A 16,855-nucleotide genomic window follows, 5' to 3' on the forward strand; every position below is an offset into this window, starting at 1 on the left:
GATAGACAAATGGAAATCAGAGAAATGACAGCTCTTACCCTTGGCTGTGCCATAAAAAGCCGTCAGGTAGGCGTCCGGGAAGCGGTAAAAGCCTGCCTGGATGAGATTGAAAAAAAGGACAGTACGCTCCACGCTTTTCTGGAGACAGATGAGAAGAAAATATATGACAGGGTAAAAGAGGTGGAAAACGGCATAAAAGCAGGGAAATACACAGGCCCTCTGGCTGGTGTTCCCATTGCGGTGAAAGATAATATCTGCACCAGAAACAGAAAAACTACCTGTGCTTCCAGAATTCTGGAAAATTTTATTCCTTCGTACGATGCGGAGGCTGTCCGCAGAATAGAAAGTGCAGGAATGATTGTTATGGGTAAAACCAATATGGACGAATTTGCCATGGGAAGTACCTCTGAGACATCTGCATACGGTATTACCAGAAACCCCTGGGATACCGAAAAAGTACCGGGGGGCTCCTCAGGAGGTTCCTGTGCGGCAGTGGCGGCAGATGAAGTGTTTGCAGCATTGGGAAGCGATACGGGAGGCTCCATCCGGCAGCCTGCCTCCTACTGCGGCGTGGTCGGCATGAAGCCCACATACGGTACCGTATCCAGATACGGACTTATAGCTTATGCCTCGTCCCTGGACCAGATAGGTCCTGTGGGAAAAGATGTCTCTGACTGCGCGGCACTGCTGGAAGCGTCTGCGGGATATGACGCTAAGGACAGCACGTCTGTGCTGCGCAAGGACCTGCAGTTTACCCGGTATTTGAGGCAGGACCTGCATGGTGTGAAAATCGGTATCCCCAAAGAGTATCTGTCAGAGGGACTTGACGAGGACGTGAAAAGATCACTGGCGGACGCAGTGCAGTTAATGACAAAAAATGGCGCTGTAGTGGAATTCTTCACCCTGGGACTGGTAGATTATGTGATTCCGGCCTATTATATTATTGCCTCTGCGGAGGCCAGTTCTAACCTGGCCCGTTTTGACGGCGTGAAATACGGTTACAGGGCAGAGGAGTTTGAAGGGCTTCACGATATGTACAAAAAAACAAGGGCGGAAGGATTCGGGGAGGAAGTCAGGCGCCGGATACTGCTTGGCTCTTTTGTACTGAGCTCAGGATATTACGATGCGTATTATCTGAAGGCGCTGAAGGTAAAAGCCATGATAAAGAAAGCATTTGACGATGCATTTTTAAAATACGATATGCTGATCGCTCCTGCAGCTCCATCCACGGCACCCGCTGTGGGAAGCAGCCTTGCTGATCCGCTGAAAATGTACCTGAGTGATGTCTATACTGCAGGTGTCAATCTTGCAGGCCTCCCTGCCATAAGTGTTCCCTGCGGCCTGGACAGCAGCGGTATGCCTGTGGGACTGCAGTTTATCGGGGATTGTTTTCAGGAAAAGAAGATCATACAGGCAGCATATGCTTATGAGAAAATCAGGGGAGAGTTCCCGAAAGCATACGGAAAGGGGGTAAAATAATGGCTAAGCGATATGAAACAGTCATTGGCCTGGAGGTTCACGTGGAGCTTGCCACAGCCACAAAAATATTCTGCGGCTGTTCCGCAAAATTCGGAGGAGCACCCAACACCCATACCTGCCCCGTATGTACCGGAATGCCCGGCTCTCTCCCGGTTCTGAACAGACAGGTGGTTGATTATGCACTGGCCCTTGGAATGGCTGCCAACTGCCGGATAAACCAAACCTGTAAATTTGACAGAAAGAATTATTTCTATCCTGACAATCCCCAGAACTACCAGATTTCCCAGCTCTATCTTCCCATCTGCCATGACGGATTTCTGGAAATCAGGACTGCATCAGGGAAAAAGAAGATCAGGATTCATGAGATGCATATGGAGGAAGATGCCGGTAAGCTGATTCATGATGAGTGGGAAGACTGTTCCCTTGTGGACTACAACAGAAGCGGTGTTCCTCTGGTTGAGATCGTATCCGAACCGGACATGAGAAATGCGGAGGAGGTTATTGCCTATCTGGAAAAGCTGCGTTTGATCTGTCAGTACCTGGGCGTTTCAGACTGCAAGCTGCAGGAAGGCTCCATGCGTGCGGATGTGAATCTGTCTGTCATGGAGGCAGGAAGCGGAAAACTGGGAACCAGGACGGAGATGAAGAATTTAAATTCCTTCAAAGCTATCGCCAGGGCGATTGAAGGGGAACGGGAACGGCAGATTGAACTTTTGGAAGAGGGAAAATGTGTGCAGCAGGAGACAAGGCGGTGGGATGACAATAAAGAAATTTCCTATGCCATGCGTTCCAAAGAGGATGCAAAGGATTACAGATATTTTCCGGACCCTGACCTGCCCCCGGTAGTGATCAGTGGGGAGTGGCTGGCACGGATAAAAGAGCGTCAGCCGGAGCTTCAGGAAGAAAAGGCAGAACGCTATGAGAAAGAGTTTGGCCTCTCAGCCTATGACGCCTCTCTTTTGACACAGTCAAGGCATTTGGCAGATTTGTATGAACAGACAGTCAGCCTGCTTCAGCAGAAGGAGGTTGCCGGTGCTCCGAAAAAGGCAGCCAACTGGTTTATCGGTGAAACTCTGAGACTGTTAAAAGACAGGGGAATGGAGACGGAAGACCTGCATTTTACACCCGGACATCTGGCAGATTTGATTGTGGTCTGCGAGAGAGGGGAAGTGAATAATCAGACCGCAAAAAAGGTGTTTGGGCGGATTTTTGATGAGGATGTGGAGCCTGTTTCTTATATTGAGGAAAATGGGCTGAAAACTGTTGTGGATACAGGAGTACTGGAGAGTATCGTGGAAAAGATCCTTGCGTCAAACCCGAAAACCGTGGAGGAGTACCAAAGTGGAAAAACAAAAGTTCTCGGCTTTCTGGTGGGCCAGGTTATGAAGGAGATGAAAGGAAAAGCAGAACCGCAGACGGTGAACCGGCTGCTGATGGAAAAACTGCAGCGCGGCCCTTCGCTATAAGACTTTACAAGTTTTTTCTAATCAATTATACTGTTTTTAAGACAATCCCCGGCAGTGAGCTCGTCTGCCGGGGATTTGTAATGGAACAGTTTGGTTGATGCATCTATTCAGAGAATGATTCGAGTCTTTGGATGGTGATAAAATAAGGAGGCAGATATGGAGATTAAGGAATTTCAGGCGAAGCTCAGTGAAGCACTGGGATTGGCAGTGGAAAATGGAAAGAAAATACATGCAGATACAGTGGAAGGGATTTTCGCAGGCAACGGCCTGACAGAAGGCCAGATGCAGAAAGTGTATGAATATCTGGCTATACAGGGAATCCAGGTAGACGGAAGAGGTCCGGGAAGCGCAGCGGCAGACGGCCAAACCGGCAGCGAAGCACCCGTCACAACAGCCGCCGGTATCCCGGCAGACAGCGAAGCAGTACCTCTCACCCAGGAGGAAACAGAGTATCTGGAAGAATACGAGAACACGCTGAAGGATATTCCTCCCGAAAAGCCGGGAGAAAGGGAAATCCTTTTTGAAAAGGCTCTGAAACAGGAAGAGTCAGCAAAAAAGCGCCTGGCCGAATTATACATGACAGAAGTGGTGAAAACAGCCAGAGAGCTGAAGCAAGAGGAGATTTTCATTGGAGATATGATTGCCGAAGGGAACATCGGTCTTCTGACAGCTATTGAAATGCTGCATGAAGCAGGAGATTATAACACCTTTTTGTGCGGCGAGATCAGAAATGCAATGCTTCTTATGGTGGAAGAGCAGACAGACCAGAAGCAGAGGGATGACATTCTCGTGGAAAAGGTCCGTGACCTGGAGACAAAAATAAAAGAGCTTCTGGAGGACGATGATGTCAAATACAGTGTAGACGAACTGGCCGCGTTCCTGGACATGGACGTGGAGGAAATCCAGGCCGTACTGCGCCTGACCGGTGAGGATAAATAGCACGGAGGTGCCCATATGGATATCACAAAGTATGAAGAAGGTTTTTACATTCTGGATGACGGCAGAGTGCGGGAATTCCTAATTACAGGTGAGGAGGAAGCCCTGCTCATAGATACGGGCTTTGCTGACTCCCGGACCGCGGAAGAAGCGGAAAAGCTGACAAACCTGCCGCTGAAAGCAGTTCTCACTCACGGAGATATGGACCACGCCGGAGGTCTGTCGGATTTTCATGAATGCTGGGTACATGCCGGGGATGCGCATATGATTCCACAGAATATATCTGTTCATGAACTGCAGGAAGGTGAGCATATCACTGCCGGCAATTATGATTTTGAGATCATTCACATACCGGGACACACTTACGGAAGTATCGCATTGCTGGACCGGGACAAAAGGCTTCTCCTTCCCGGTGATACAGTTCAGAAATCAGGTCCTATTTTCATGTTTGGTGAAAACAGAAACCTGGATCTGTATATAGAAAGCCTTAAAAAACTGCTGGGGTATGCAGACTGGGCGGAAGTGATTCTTCCATCCCATCACGGCTGCCCTGTTTCCCGGGAATATATCTCTTACTGTCTGGAAGATGCCATGGAACTGAGAAAAGGAACTTTGGAGGGAAAAGACCATCCCAGTCTGCCCTGCAGAAGCTACAGAGGAAAATGGACGGAGTTTTACTTCTGATATATGGAGCGGGTTTGGCAATTCATATATTTTTAATAGAATAAACAGACCTTCTTCATTGAATAATTGTCTGAAAAGTGGCATACTTAAAACAGAGATTTCCTGACAAGAGCAGGGGATCACGGAGGAAAAATATATGGAAGTAAAAGACAAAAAACCCAAAAAACCAATCATGTTTTACTATGCTATCGTCATAGTTGTTCTGATTCTTCTGAACACGCTGCTGGTTCCTTCTATTGCGGAGAGAAGCATTAAGGAAGTCAGGTATGACCAGTTCCTGAGCGACTTAAAAGGCAGCAGGATAGATGAGGTAAGCCTTGATGATGATACGATTTATTATACGATAAAGAACGGTGAGAAAACCCAGGTTTACAAGACCGGAAGGATTAATGACCAGCAGGAAGTGGAGCGTCTGGACAATGCGAAAGTGAAGTTCGGCAAAGAGATTCCTAAAAAACAATCTCCCATCCTGACATTCCTTCTCTCCTGGATCATCCCGATCGCCATTTTCTTATTCATCGGCAACTGGCTGAGCAAGAAAATGATGAGTGGTATGGGCGGCGGAGCCGGAGCCATGAGCTTTGGCAAGAGTAATGCCAAGATCTATGTGAAATCTTCCACAGGCATCCGGTTTACCGATGTAGCAGGTGAGGATGAGGCAAAGGATCTGCTTACAGAGATTGTGGATTATCTGCACAATCCCGACCAGTACCGGGAAATCGGTGCATCCATGCCAAAGGGAGCCCTTTTGGTAGGCCCTCCGGGAACCGGTAAGACACTTCTGGCAAAGGCTGTGGCCGGCGAGGCCAACGTACCGTTTTTCTCCATTTCCGGTTCAGAGTTCGTGGAGATGTTCGTCGGTATGGGCGCGGCAAAAGTACGTGACTTGTTTAAGCAGGCAAATGAAAAAGCACCGTGTATCGTATTTATTGATGAGATTGATACTATTGGTAAGAAGCGTGACGGAAATATCAGCGGCAATGACGAGCGGGAACAGACCCTGAATCAGCTTCTGACGGAGATGGATGGTTTCGACGGATCAAAGGGTGTTGTGATCCTGGCGGCAACCAACCGTCCGGATTCCCTGGACCCGGCGCTGCTTCGTCCGGGACGTTTTGACAGGCGTATTCCGGTAGAACTTCCTGATTTACAGGGACGTGAGGAGATACTGAAAGTACACGCAAAGAAGATCAAGATATCCGACAATGTGGATTTCCGCGAGATCGCCAAGGCTGCATCCGGGGCATCCGGAGCCGAGCTGGCGAACATTGTGAATGAAGCGGCACTGCGGGCTGTCCGCGACAGAAGAAAATTTGCCACGCAGGCAGATATGGAGGAGAGCATTGAGGTAGTCATTGCTGGTTACCAGAAGAAAAACCGCGTGCTCTCCGAGAAAGAGAAACTTATTGTATCCTACCACGAGATTGGGCATGCGCTGGTTGCAGCCATGCAGACGGATTCCGCACCTGTCCATAAGATTACCATTATACCAAGGACATCCGGCGCACTGGGCTACACCATGCAGGTGGAGGACGGGGAACATTTCCTTATGTCCAAGGAAGAACTGGAGAATAAAATTGCTACCTTCACAGGAGGACGCGCGGCAGAGGAACTGATTTTCCACTCTGTCACAACCGGCGCATCCAATGATATAGAACAGGCAACAAAGCTGGCCCGTGGCATGATCACCAGGTTCGGTATGAGCGATGAGTTCGATATGGTTGCCATGGAAAATGTGACGAATCAGTACCTGGGCGGTGATTCCTCCCTGTCCTGCTCCTTCGAGACCCAGACCATGATTGATAAAAAGGTGGTAGAGCTGGTCAGAACACAGCATGAAAAGGCATATAAGATCCTGAAAGACAATATCGGCAAGCTCCATGAGCTGGCAAAATACCTCTTTGAAAATGAGACTATAACAGGGGAAGAGTTCATGAAAATCTTAAGTACCCCGCTGCCTCAGATTCAGGAGAATCAGGAACCGCAGGCAATAGAAACAGCGGAATAGATGTTTTGTCAAGGAGGTGTAAAATGTTAGATGCAATGGAAAGACGGCTGAAGCAATATACAGAAGAGATTGCAAAGATATATGGCAAGCACCTGAAGTCTGTTATTCTATATGGATCTTATGCGAGAGGAGATTATACGGAGGATTCAGATATTGATATCATGATTCTGCTGGATTTGACAGATATGGAGATTAAAAGTTATAGACATGATTTATCCGATATGACGTATGACTTTAATATGGATTATGATTTGGATATTAAACCTATGGCAAAGAACGAGGATCATTTTAAAAAGTGGTTAAATGTGTATCCTTTTTATGCCAATGTGGAAAGAGAAGGAGTGAAGCTGTTTGATGCAGCATAACGGAAATGGGACCAGAGAAGATTTGGTCTTGTATCGCATTGAAACTGCAAAAAGTGATATCAATTCTGCGAAGATTCTGCTTGAAGCGGGCGAATTTCGAGGCGCTAATAATAGAGCGTATTATGGAATCTATCATGGGATCTCAGCTATTCATGCTCTAGATGGAAATGTTTACAAGAGGCATAAAGATGCGCTTGCAAATTTTAACAAAAATTATATTAAAACAGAAGTTTTTCCAAAGACCCTGGGCAGAAAAATAGCAGAAGCTGAAGAAATACGTCACGCCAGTGATTATGACGATTTTTATATTGCAACAAGAGAAGAAGCGGAAGAGCAGATTCTTACTGCAGAGGAACTGATTGACTGTATAGAAAAGTTTGTCAGAGAAAAATTCTAAACGCAGGAAACCGGCCTTCGCCGTTTATACCCGGAGCAGCATATCTGCTTCCGTGGATATAACGGCAAGGGCCGGTTTTTATTGTCGATTCGTAACTGTTGGGCCAGGTCTGCGCATTTACTGCGCTGACCGTGCATAAGGGCAGTTACGTTTATTCTTCTTTCGGCAGTATGATATTCAGCAGTATAGCGATCAGCGTTGCCAGTACCACCGGGCTTTTGCCGAAGATCATAGTCACCCAGCTCGGAAACGTAGCCAGTGCTGCGGATGCCTGTGAGATTCCCATTCCAAGGGCAGCCGCCAGGCCGACGATGGAGGTGTTTCTGTAGTTCATATCCTCAGAGGTGATCAGCTTCATACCTGTCATTGCAATGGACGCGAAGACAGATACCGTAGCGCCGCCGAGAACGCACTGGGGAATCGTGGTGAGTAGCGCGGAGAATTTGGGTATCAGTCCGGCTACGCCCAGGATAATGGCTGCCAGCCCCAGCACGCACCGGTTTACAACCTTTGTGGTTGCCACGATACCTACGTTCTGGCTGTAAGTAGCTGTGGGAAGGCCGCCGAATACGGCACCGATGATATTCATGACACCATAGCCCACAATACCGCCCTGCAGCTCCTTGTCACTGGGTTCTCTTCCGAGACCGCCCACTGTGGTTGCCGTGAAGTCACCGATCGCCTGCACGGAGTTGATGGCAAAAAGAAGGCCGATCGCAACACAGGAAGACACCTCGAAATTGATTCCGAAATGCATAACCTGCGGAAGCTGGAATACGCTGGCAGAGGCCACGCTGCTGAAGCTTACCATGCCGAAAAAGGCTGAGACCACGTATCCTGCAACCATTCCGATCAGGATGGAAGCCAGTTTTACGATTCCTTTTCCAAAATGGTTCAATACAGTTACAATGACGAGCGTAAAGATCGCCACGGCCCAGTTCTGCCAGGAACCATAAGTCTCGCTGCTGGTGCCCCCCGCCATATAGTTGATGGCTGTAGGGTACAGGGAGAGGCCGATGGTGAACACAACGGTCCCGGTGATCAGAGGCGGGAAAAACACCCTGATCTTCCTTACAAGCAGTCCGACTATGATGGCCACACAGCCGCCCACGATCTGGGATCCCAGTATGGTGGCGACGCCGTAGCCCTCTGCAATGGCCTGCATACTGGGCACATAGGCAAAGCTGACGCCCATGATGACCGGCAGGGAGGAGCCGATGTGGAATCCGCTCTTGCTGCCCAGCGGGAAAAGCTGGAGCAGGGTGGAGATTGCGGACACAAAAAGAGCAGCCTGGATGAGGATCACCTTGTCTCCCTGAGACATGCCTCCGCCGCTGACGGCTCCTGAAACAATGATGGCTGGTGTGACACAGCCGACGATCATGGCGACCACATGCTGCAGCGCCAGCGGCAGTACCTGACGAAACGCGGGAATGCCTTCCAGTTCAAAGATACTTCCTTTACCGATTTCCATTCCTTTCATTATGTAATTACCCCCATTTGATTTTCCGAAACATCTTGGCCCCATGGTCAAACTGCTGTCCCCGGAAACATTTTATGAAACACGGTATGTTAGATTACTATAATATTAGCAAATCAGCAGGATATAGTCAATGAAAATTACAAAAATTTTTTGATAATCTAAATTTTTTTGTATAACATGAATGAGAATGCCATGTTGCACCTTACAGAGAATAATGGTAAAATCAAAAAAGATGAAAAACCACGGGCTGCCGGGAACGAATATAAAGAGAGCTGCAGGACTTAATTATGAACTATATTGTATTTGATTTGGAATGGAATCAGTGCCCCTATGGTAAGGACAGGGAGAATAAAAGGCTGCCCTTTGAGATTATTGAGATAGGAGCCGTGAAGCTGGATGAGAACAGGAAAATGACAGACCAGTTCCATGAGATCGTCAAGCCTTCTGTGTACCACAGGCTGCACTACCGCACAAAAGAAATATTGCATATTGATAAGCAGACACTGGAAAACGGTGTTCCGTTCTCCAAGGCGATCCGCAGATTCCTGAAATGGTGCGGGGAAGATGTGATGTTCTGCACCTGGGGCCCCTCTGATCTGGTGGAGCTGCAGCGCAATATGAAATACTACAGGCTGACCTATCTGCTGGAAGGCCCGCTCCGCTACTACGATGTGCAGAAGCTGTTCGGAATCTCCTGTGAGGGTGACAAGACCAGCCGCTCCCTGGAATATGCCATTGATCACATGAAACTGGATAAAGGGGAAAATTTTCACCGGGCGCTCAATGACGCTGTCTACACCGCTGAAATCTTCGCCCGTCTGCCTATGGACACAGTGAGAAAGTTTTTCTCCATTGACTGCTATCAGAACCCCAAGTCAAAGAGTGAGGAGATCCATACGGTATTTGATGATTATTCCAAATACATTTCCAGGGAATTTCCCACAAAAGAGGATGCCATGAAGGACCGGGAGGTGGTCAGTACCCGCTGCTTCTTCTGCGGAAAGACCGCGAAAAAGAAAATACGCTGGTTTTCTCTTAATCCAAAGACCCACATGTGCCTGGCCTACTGTCCGGAACACGGATATTTCCGGGGTAAGGCAAGACTGAAAAGGACAGATGAGGGAAAGTATTATGTGGTCAAGACAGTGAAGCAGATCAGTGAGGAAGAAGCTGAGGAAGTAAGGATGAAGAGGGACGCGCTGAGAAAGAAAAGGCGTGCAAAGAGACACCAGGATTATTATTAGAGTGAAAAACCCCATCGGAAAGCTGCCGGAATCCGACAGCCTTCCGATGGGGTTTTATGCAGGATGGGCCCGGCCTCATCCCCGGAATTCTTTAGGAGTCATCCCCACATACTTTTTAAATATGGCGGAGAAGTAAGCCGGGTCATTGAATCCCACCTGTTCCGCAATCTCGTAAGTCAGTATGGATCTGTCCGAGAGAAGTTCCTTTGCCCGCTCGATCCGTTTCAGGTTGATGAAATCCGTTATGGTATGTCCGGTCTCCTTCTTGAAGGTCCGGCTCAGATAGGAGGGATTCACATGCACATGTCCGGCAAGCTGCTCCAGGGTGATAGGCTCCTTTAGATTTTCTGTTATGTAGGCAATGGAGTCTTTTACGGTTTTGCTGTAGCTTATTTCAGAGGCCAGGAGTGTTTCCCTCAGGATTTTGAGCAGGCTTTTCACAATACTTTCCAGCTCGAAGATATTGGATGAATTCTCAATGGAATGCAGCAGGTTGTTATCCGGCATTTCCAGGCCCTTTTCCAGCAGAATGTGGGTGCCGGTGTAATAAATGTGGATACAGAGATTCTTCACATCACTGGATTTGGCAAAATTACTCTGCAGTTTGATAAAAATACTGTTTAAAATCTGTTCCGCCGCGTCGAAATCCAGGCTGATGATGGCGTTTTCCAACTCATAGACAGACAGTGTCTCCCCGGCGGAGAGGGTATAATCCTCAGCGGTTCCCTGCTCCTGGTAAAAGGCAATGTTGTCCTGGGAGTAGAAGTTCAGCGTCAGCGCCCGGATGGATTCAAAGACCGCCACAGAATATTCCCCCGGGCTTGTGTGGTGGCTGCTGATGCCGATGGTCAGTTTCTGTTCATAGAAGGAATCCGCCATGGCTGTGATGTCACGGCAGTTCTGCAGCAGCTCCCGGGGAACGGCAGGGCATCTGCCGGTGCAGGCAGGGTAAAAATAGATGGCAATGATCAGGTTGTTATATCGGTAGCAGTAACTGTTTGATTTAAGCTTGATTATAATCTCCTTCAGGGCGGATATATTTCCGGCATAAGGTATGAACTGAAAGGCAGCCACATAATAGCTTTCCAGGGATATATTATATTCTTTCAGCCTGGCTGCCAGTGTGTCGGAGTAGGAGGCATCTGTGAGCTCTTGGAGAAGCTGGTCTATCATGAAGGCTACATCAGACTTCTTTGCCGTGTTTTTCTGCCTGGAGGCTATGATCTTCTTCTGCGCGCTCTGTACAGAGGCCACGACTTGTTCTATGGAGATTGGCTTGAGCAGAAAATCGCTTACGTTGTATTTGATGGCGGTTTTGGCGTACTCGAAGTCAGCATATCCGGTCAGGATTATGACCTTGATTTCCGGATAATGCTCCATCACATATTTGGCCAGGTCAAGGCCGTCGGATTCCGGCATGCGGATATCCGTTATAATAATATCTACCGGATTCTCTTTCAGTTTTTCAATGGCTTCCAGCCCGTCACTGGCGGTGTCCTGGATAATGCAGTCAATGGCTTCCCAGTTCACCACCTGGGTCAGTCCTTTTCTTATGGTGGTTTCGTCATCCACGATCATCAGGTGAAATATCATAATGTGTTTCCTCCGTACAGCTAATCAACTATTAATGGAAGTTTAAAAGAAATTGTGGTGCATACGTTCAATGTGCTTGTTATCTTCAGATGAGCCATTTCCCCAAAAAGGAGATACAGGCGCCTGTCCAGGTTGCGCAGCCCGATGTGGGTGTGTGATTCGTCTGAAGACGGACGGATATCGCAGATGTCGGGGATGGTCTCAAAACCGATTCCGTTGTCCGCCACAAGGATTTCCATGCAGTCCTTATGTTTGATCACATTGACCACCAGCTTTCCCTTGCCTTTTTTCGGCTCCAGGCCGTGGACAATGGAGTTCTCAACAAGGGGCTGGATACAGAAGCAGGGGACTTTGTAGTGCAGCAGGGAAGAGTCTGCCTGTATTTCCACGGATATTTTTTCCTCAAAACGCATTTTCTGCAGGTAGGTATAGAATTTCACATAGCGCAGTTCATCTTCCAGTTTCACATAGGTGAAATCCTTGGACACCACATTGGCCTTCAGCAGTTCTCCCAGGGAGATGACCATCTGGTATATCTCAGGATTGTTGGTCATCTGGGCTTTCCAGGCTATAGTGTTCAGGGTGTTGAACATAAAGTGCGGGTCCATCTGGGACTGCAGTGCTTTGATCTCTGCGTTTTTCAGCAGGAGCTGCTTCTCCAGATTATCTTTATAGTAAGTGTCCAGTTTATCCAGCATATGGTTGAAGGCATCCGCCAGGTTGTTGAACTCCGAATACATCTCCAGAGGCGGGAGGCGGTCCTTTTTGCCCTCGGCGATCTTATTGATCTGATAGATCATATTGTCAATGGGTCTTGTGACTGCGCGGCTGATGATGATGGAAATACACAGCACCAGTGTGACAATGACAGCCAGAACCAGCATGTAAGTCCTGAGTGTGTCATTGAGCTTTTCCAGCACCTGATTCCTGGGCGCGGCGACCACGGAGGTCATGTCCAGATTGGGCAGCTTCTCCGCTGCAGTCAGATAGGACTGTCCGCCGGCATCTATTTCTTCCAGATACGTTTCATTATTCAGAAAATCCAGTTTCCCGGAGATCTCATCCGCGCAGGGCAGACTCTGGCTGTCGGTGATCAGATTGATCTCATCATTGTACAGATAGATGAACCACTCCCGGTCAATGCCTGCGTTGTAGAAATCGATCAGGGTGTTTTTATTTACATTGATAATAATGGTAGCCACATACTCACCGGTATAGGAACTGAAAATATTTCTGACAAAATAGAGTACGGACGGTGTGGAGTCCTCCATCTTTATGTTCAGATTGGGGTCTGAGGTGGAGATGGACTGCAGGATATCCTGATTTGCCTTGATATTTACGGTTCCCGGCCCGGATGTGGCAAGGTAATATTCGGAGGGGCTTTGAAAAATGCAGACGCCGTTAATATAGTTCTGTTCCCACATATAAGTATTGATCAGAAGGAAACTCATCTGCTTTTCAATATCCAGCTTATTGCGGGAATCATCCACGGAAGGCTCTATGGCTTCTCTTATAATGGTGTTGGAGACAAAGAGCGCGTTCACATAGTCCAGATTGTTCACCTGGTCTGTGATGTTCTGGTTGACCTGGGAGAGCTCCTTCATGACCTGTTGTTTCTGGTTTTCAATCAGTATATTGGCAGTTTTTTTATAAAAGAAGATTCCGCTCAAGATCAGGGAAACAGCCAGTATGACGGTTATCACCAGGGTGATGTACATTCTCAACGTGCCTTTTTTCTTATTGATAAACAGTGGAATTGCCATAAAACATCTTCTTTCTGTAAGATTATTATTTAATATTATATCATAAACCACCCCGGTATTTTCGTGCTCCTGTAAAATGAGCAAAAATTTACAAGAATAGGTAAAAAATATTATAGATTAGCAGAAAGTAGTAGATTTTCTGTAATGATAGCAGATATGATGACAAGAAAGAGTAAAAAATAATGATGGAACGGGTAATTGTAGTCTATTCAGAAAAATCAGAAAATTTTATATAATTTTTACATCAGGAAGCTGAGTAAAAAACGAGTTCAGCGAAAAAAGGAGGAACTGTTTATGAGAAAGAAACTGGTAAGCGTTCTGCTGTGTGCAGGTATGATCGCATCTATGGCAGCCGGATGCGGCAGTAATGAGGGCGGAAACAGCAAACAGGAAGAGACAAAGTCATCCGATGGTAAAGTGGTGCTCAACGTGATCAATTACCACGTAGGTACAGACTATGCGGCTGAATATTATGATTACCTCTTCACGGAATTCCAGAAGACAGAAGAGGGCAAGAATGTAGAATTCAAATTCGAGGAGATTCCCACAACAGATGCATACAACCAGAAGATCAAACTGCTGATCTCCAGCGGTGACCTTCCGGACATTGTATTCAACGGCGGAAACAATATCATCAATCTGGCCGTGGAGTCAGGAAAGGTTCAGGATCTGACATCGTACTTTGAGGAAGACCCGGAGTGGAAAGCCCAGTTTGATGAGAGTTCACTGGAATTTAACTCTGTGGACGGCAAGATCTACGGTGTTCCTGTGTCAAAGGAGATTTCCTATATCTATTATAACAAGGATTTATTTGAGCAGGCAGGTCTGGAAGCTCCTGATGTGGCGTATGAGACCTGGGATGACTTCTTCAAGGCATGCGATACCCTGAAAGAAAAAGGAATCACTCCTCTCGGAATGGATACCGCGGACCTGGGATGGCTGACAAACCTGTGGTACAGCGGACTGATCGGAACTGCAGGGGATACCGGCAATGAGTTCATGAATGCCATGTATCCTACAGATTATAATACTCCTGAGGTTGAAAAAGCCACCACAGATTTACAGAAAATGCTGGCTGAATACACCACAGCAGACGCAGTGGGCGGCAAATACGATACCATGGCAACTCATTTCTTCAACAGTGAAGTTGCAATGTTCCCCAACGGACCGTGGATGATCCCGGATATCAGAAGTGAAGAGAAAGCACCGGCAGGCTTCTACGACAAGGTGGGCATTATGCTCCTTCCGGAATACGGTATGGAAATGGTTCCCACACCGGGCGATATGGTGGGCGCAAAAGACCCGGAGAAGATCGAAGCGGCAGTTGCATTCCTGAAATTTGAGACATCCATTGAAAACCAGTTAAAGGGACTGGAAATGGCCGGCCTTCAGCCCGTATCCAGCCAGGTTGAAATCCCGGATTCCCTGAAGGATTCCGATCCTCTTATGGCGGAAGTCCTTGAAATCCAGCCGAAGGCAAAATGGACATATGGACAGAACCAGGCGTACTGGTACCAGAATGTTATTGACACATTCTCCACAGAACTTCCGGAGCTTGCCTATGCAAATATCACCCCTGAAGAATTCTGTACAAAACTTTCCGAAGCAGCACAGAAAAATTAACAGGAAATAAATAGCTTAAAATGGGGTTGTTGTACAAAATCTTACAAGGTACAGCAGCCCCATTTTCAGAAAGGGGATAACTATGAGCACAAAGAATAAAAAAGTATGGATTGCACTGTTTATTGTGCCGTGCATGATTTTATTCGTATTGATCTATGCAGCACCCATCGTTACGGTTCTGTACACGTCCTTATGTGAGTATACGGTTTCCACAAGCCCGGTACTGAAAGGACTGGAAAACTTTAAAACCATTTTCCAGGACAAGGATTTCCTGGAATCCATCAAGAATACCCTTGTATGGGTGGTTCTGCAGAGTACCTTCCATGTGTCTCTGGGATTTATCATGGCGCTTGTACTGCGCAGAAAACCCAAAGGCTGGAAGTTTGTCAGAACAGCCTATATGATACCGAATATCATTCCCACAGCAGCCACTGGTGTTATGTTCACACTGCTTCTGAACCCAACCTTCGGCGTGCTGAAATCCGTATACGGCATTTTCGGCCTGGATGCCGCTCAGATCCCCAACCTGTTCGGCAATTCCAAGTTCGCCTTCTGGACAGTGACCTGCACCTGGATTCTGTACTCAGGTTTCAACACCATTATATTCCTGGCAGAGATGGGCGCTGTGGACACAGCCATCTATGAAGCAGCCAGAGTGGACGGGGCAAAGCCGTGGCAGATGGACCGCTATATCACCATCCCCCTTATGAAGAATATCTTCGGTACCTGCGTAGTGCTGGCATCTGTGGCCATGGTATCTCAGTTCGATATCATCTATGTGACCACAAAGGGCGGACCGGGCAACTCAACTTTGAACCTGCCCACTTATCTGTACAAAGTAGCGACTCTGGAAAATAACTACGGCAAGGCCAACGCAGTGGGTGTGATCCAGATTGCCCTGGGACTGGTTCTGGTAGTCTTCATCCAGGCATTGTTCCGGGAGAAAAAAATGAAACAGGAGGGGAAATAAATGTATCATGAGTCAAAAGTGAAAAAAGGCCTTCTGGGTATACCGAAATATATCTTTATGCTGTTCTTCGTTCTGATCGCCGTAGGCCCCATGATCTGGGCTTTCCTAAGCTCCTTCAAGACTTATGCGGAGATCAATTCCTCCGCCATTGCGCTGCCGAAGAGCCTGAATCTGCAGAACTATAAAGACGCCTTCAAGTACGCGCCTATTGCAAAGTATTTCCTGAACAGTGTGCTGATTGTGGGTATCAGTGTTCTGGTGACGGTCTGCGTGGTTGCCATGTGCGCCTATGTGGTTTCCAGGTTCCGTTTCAAACTGAAGACAGTGATTGTGCTTATGATCTCCGCATCCCTGATGCTTCCGGCACAGGCTATCTCCCAGCCGCTTTTTGCTATTTTCAAAGCGCTCGGAATCTTCGATACAAAGCTGGGGCTGATCCTAGTGTATTCCGCAATGGGGATTCCCATGTCCTTCTTTGTCATGGTGAGTTATTATGAGACGATCTCCACTGCGCTGGAAGAGTCTGCTTACATAGACGGAGCTACATTTTTACAGACATTTCTGCATATTATCCTGCCGCTGGCAAAGCCGGGCCTTGTGACCATTGCGCTGCTGCAGTTTATCAATACCTGGAATGAGTTTTATTTTGCTCTTATGCTCACAAGCGGTGACAGCGCCAGGACCGTGCCCATTGCCCTGAACTATTATATGGGAACCTTTGCGAACAACTATTCTGCGCTGTTTGCGGCAGTGGTCATGACGGTTATGCCGACGATCTTAGTGTTTATTATCCTGCAGAGGCAGGTTATGGAAAGCCTGACAGCAGGTGCAGTGAAAGGATAAA

At 47.6% G+C, this 16,855-nt stretch carries 14 protein-coding genes; 11 read left to right on the forward strand and 3 right to left on the reverse strand.

Annotated elements, in window-relative coordinates; translation table 11 throughout:
* The first annotated feature begins 9 nt into the window (after positions 1 to 9).
* From gatA to LC508_RS20365, 7 genes are all read left to right on the forward strand, one after another.
* Positions 10 to 1,479, forward strand: a complete 1,470-nt coding sequence (gene gatA, locus LC508_RS20335) for an Asp-tRNA(Asn)/Glu-tRNA(Gln) amidotransferase subunit GatA (RefSeq protein ID WP_103732299.1) — start codon at positions 10 to 12, stop codon at positions 1,477 to 1,479.
* Positions 1,479 to 2,945: an Asp-tRNA(Asn)/Glu-tRNA(Gln) amidotransferase subunit GatB gene (gene gatB, locus LC508_RS20340; protein ID WP_033140673.1), complete on the forward strand. Its 1,467-nt coding sequence runs from the start codon at positions 1,479 to 1,481 to the stop codon at positions 2,943 to 2,945. The genes gatA and gatB overlap by 1 nt, the downstream gene beginning before the upstream one ends.
* A gap of 156 nt (positions 2,946 to 3,101) precedes the next feature.
* Positions 3,102 to 3,884, forward strand: coding sequence for an RNA polymerase sigma factor RpoD (locus LC508_RS20345; protein WP_118593833.1), 783 nt, complete (start codon positions 3,102 to 3,104; stop codon positions 3,882 to 3,884).
* Positions 3,885 to 3,899: 15 nt separating this feature from the next.
* A complete protein-coding gene (locus tag LC508_RS20350) occupies positions 3,900 to 4,565 on the forward strand; it encodes an MBL fold metallo-hydrolase (protein WP_103732290.1) in 666 nt (221 codons plus the stop codon).
* A gap of 136 nt (positions 4,566 to 4,701) precedes the next feature.
* The gene (gene ftsH, locus LC508_RS20355; RefSeq protein WP_033140670.1) at positions 4,702 to 6,573 is read left to right on the forward strand and encodes an ATP-dependent zinc metalloprotease FtsH; all 1,872 of its coding nucleotides are present in this window, start codon (positions 4,702 to 4,704) and stop codon (positions 6,571 to 6,573) included.
* A gap of 23 nt (positions 6,574 to 6,596) precedes the next feature.
* On the forward strand, positions 6,597 to 6,938 hold the full coding sequence (locus LC508_RS20360; protein ID WP_103732289.1) for a nucleotidyltransferase domain-containing protein: 342 nt from the start codon (positions 6,597 to 6,599) through the stop codon (positions 6,936 to 6,938).
* Positions 6,925 to 7,335, forward strand: a complete 411-nt coding sequence (locus LC508_RS20365; RefSeq protein WP_033140669.1) for a HEPN domain-containing protein — start codon at positions 6,925 to 6,927, stop codon at positions 7,333 to 7,335. Before LC508_RS20360 ends, LC508_RS20365 begins: the two co-directional genes overlap by 14 nt.
* Before the next feature lie 151 nt (positions 7,336 to 7,486).
* On the opposite strand, the gene LC508_RS20370 is transcribed toward LC508_RS20365, so the two are convergent.
* On the reverse strand, positions 7,487 to 8,818 hold the full coding sequence (locus LC508_RS20370; protein ID WP_103732288.1) for a uracil-xanthine permease family protein: 1,332 nt from the start codon (positions 8,816 to 8,818) through the stop codon (positions 7,487 to 7,489).
* Positions 8,819 to 9,105: 287 nt separating this feature from the next.
* Here LC508_RS20370 and LC508_RS20375 point away from each other — a divergent pair, with 287 nt between their 5' ends.
* Positions 9,106 to 10,062, forward strand: a complete 957-nt coding sequence (locus LC508_RS20375; protein WP_033140667.1) for a 3'-5' exonuclease — start codon at positions 9,106 to 9,108, stop codon at positions 10,060 to 10,062.
* Between the two features lie 75 nt (positions 10,063 to 10,137).
* Here the strand turns inward: LC508_RS20375 and LC508_RS20380 are convergent, their stop codons facing one another.
* Together LC508_RS20380 and LC508_RS20385 are read right to left on the reverse strand one after the other, a co-directional pair.
* Positions 10,138 to 11,655 carry a response regulator gene (locus LC508_RS20380; protein WP_033140666.1) on the reverse strand — a complete coding sequence of 506 codons (1,518 nt, stop codon included), beginning with the start codon at positions 11,653 to 11,655 and terminating at the stop codon, positions 10,138 to 10,140.
* 20 nt (positions 11,656 to 11,675) lie between these two features.
* Positions 11,676 to 13,418, reverse strand: coding sequence for a cache domain-containing sensor histidine kinase (locus LC508_RS20385; protein ID WP_103732287.1), 1,743 nt, complete (start codon positions 13,416 to 13,418; stop codon positions 11,676 to 11,678).
* Positions 13,419 to 13,712: 294 nt separating this feature from the next.
* Between LC508_RS20385 and LC508_RS20390 the strand changes: the two genes are divergently transcribed.
* The 3 genes from LC508_RS20390 (at position 13,713) to LC508_RS20400 (ending at position 16,854) form a co-directional block, all read left to right on the forward strand.
* Positions 13,713 to 15,041, forward strand: coding sequence for an ABC transporter substrate-binding protein (locus tag LC508_RS20390; protein ID WP_033140665.1), 1,329 nt, complete (start codon positions 13,713 to 13,715; stop codon positions 15,039 to 15,041).
* 82 nt (positions 15,042 to 15,123) lie between these two features.
* The gene (locus LC508_RS20395; RefSeq protein ID WP_033140664.1) at positions 15,124 to 16,011 is read left to right on the forward strand and encodes a carbohydrate ABC transporter permease; all 888 of its coding nucleotides are present in this window, start codon (positions 15,124 to 15,126) and stop codon (positions 16,009 to 16,011) included.
* Entirely contained in the window at positions 16,012 to 16,854 is an 843-nt protein-coding gene (locus LC508_RS20400; RefSeq protein WP_018595299.1) for a carbohydrate ABC transporter permease, read from the forward strand.
* The last annotated feature ends 1 nt before the right edge of the window (position 16,855 follow it).

The organism is Blautia parvula, from assembly GCF_020215665.1.
GTDB lineage: Bacteria > Bacillota > Clostridia > Lachnospirales > Lachnospiraceae > Blautia > Blautia celeris.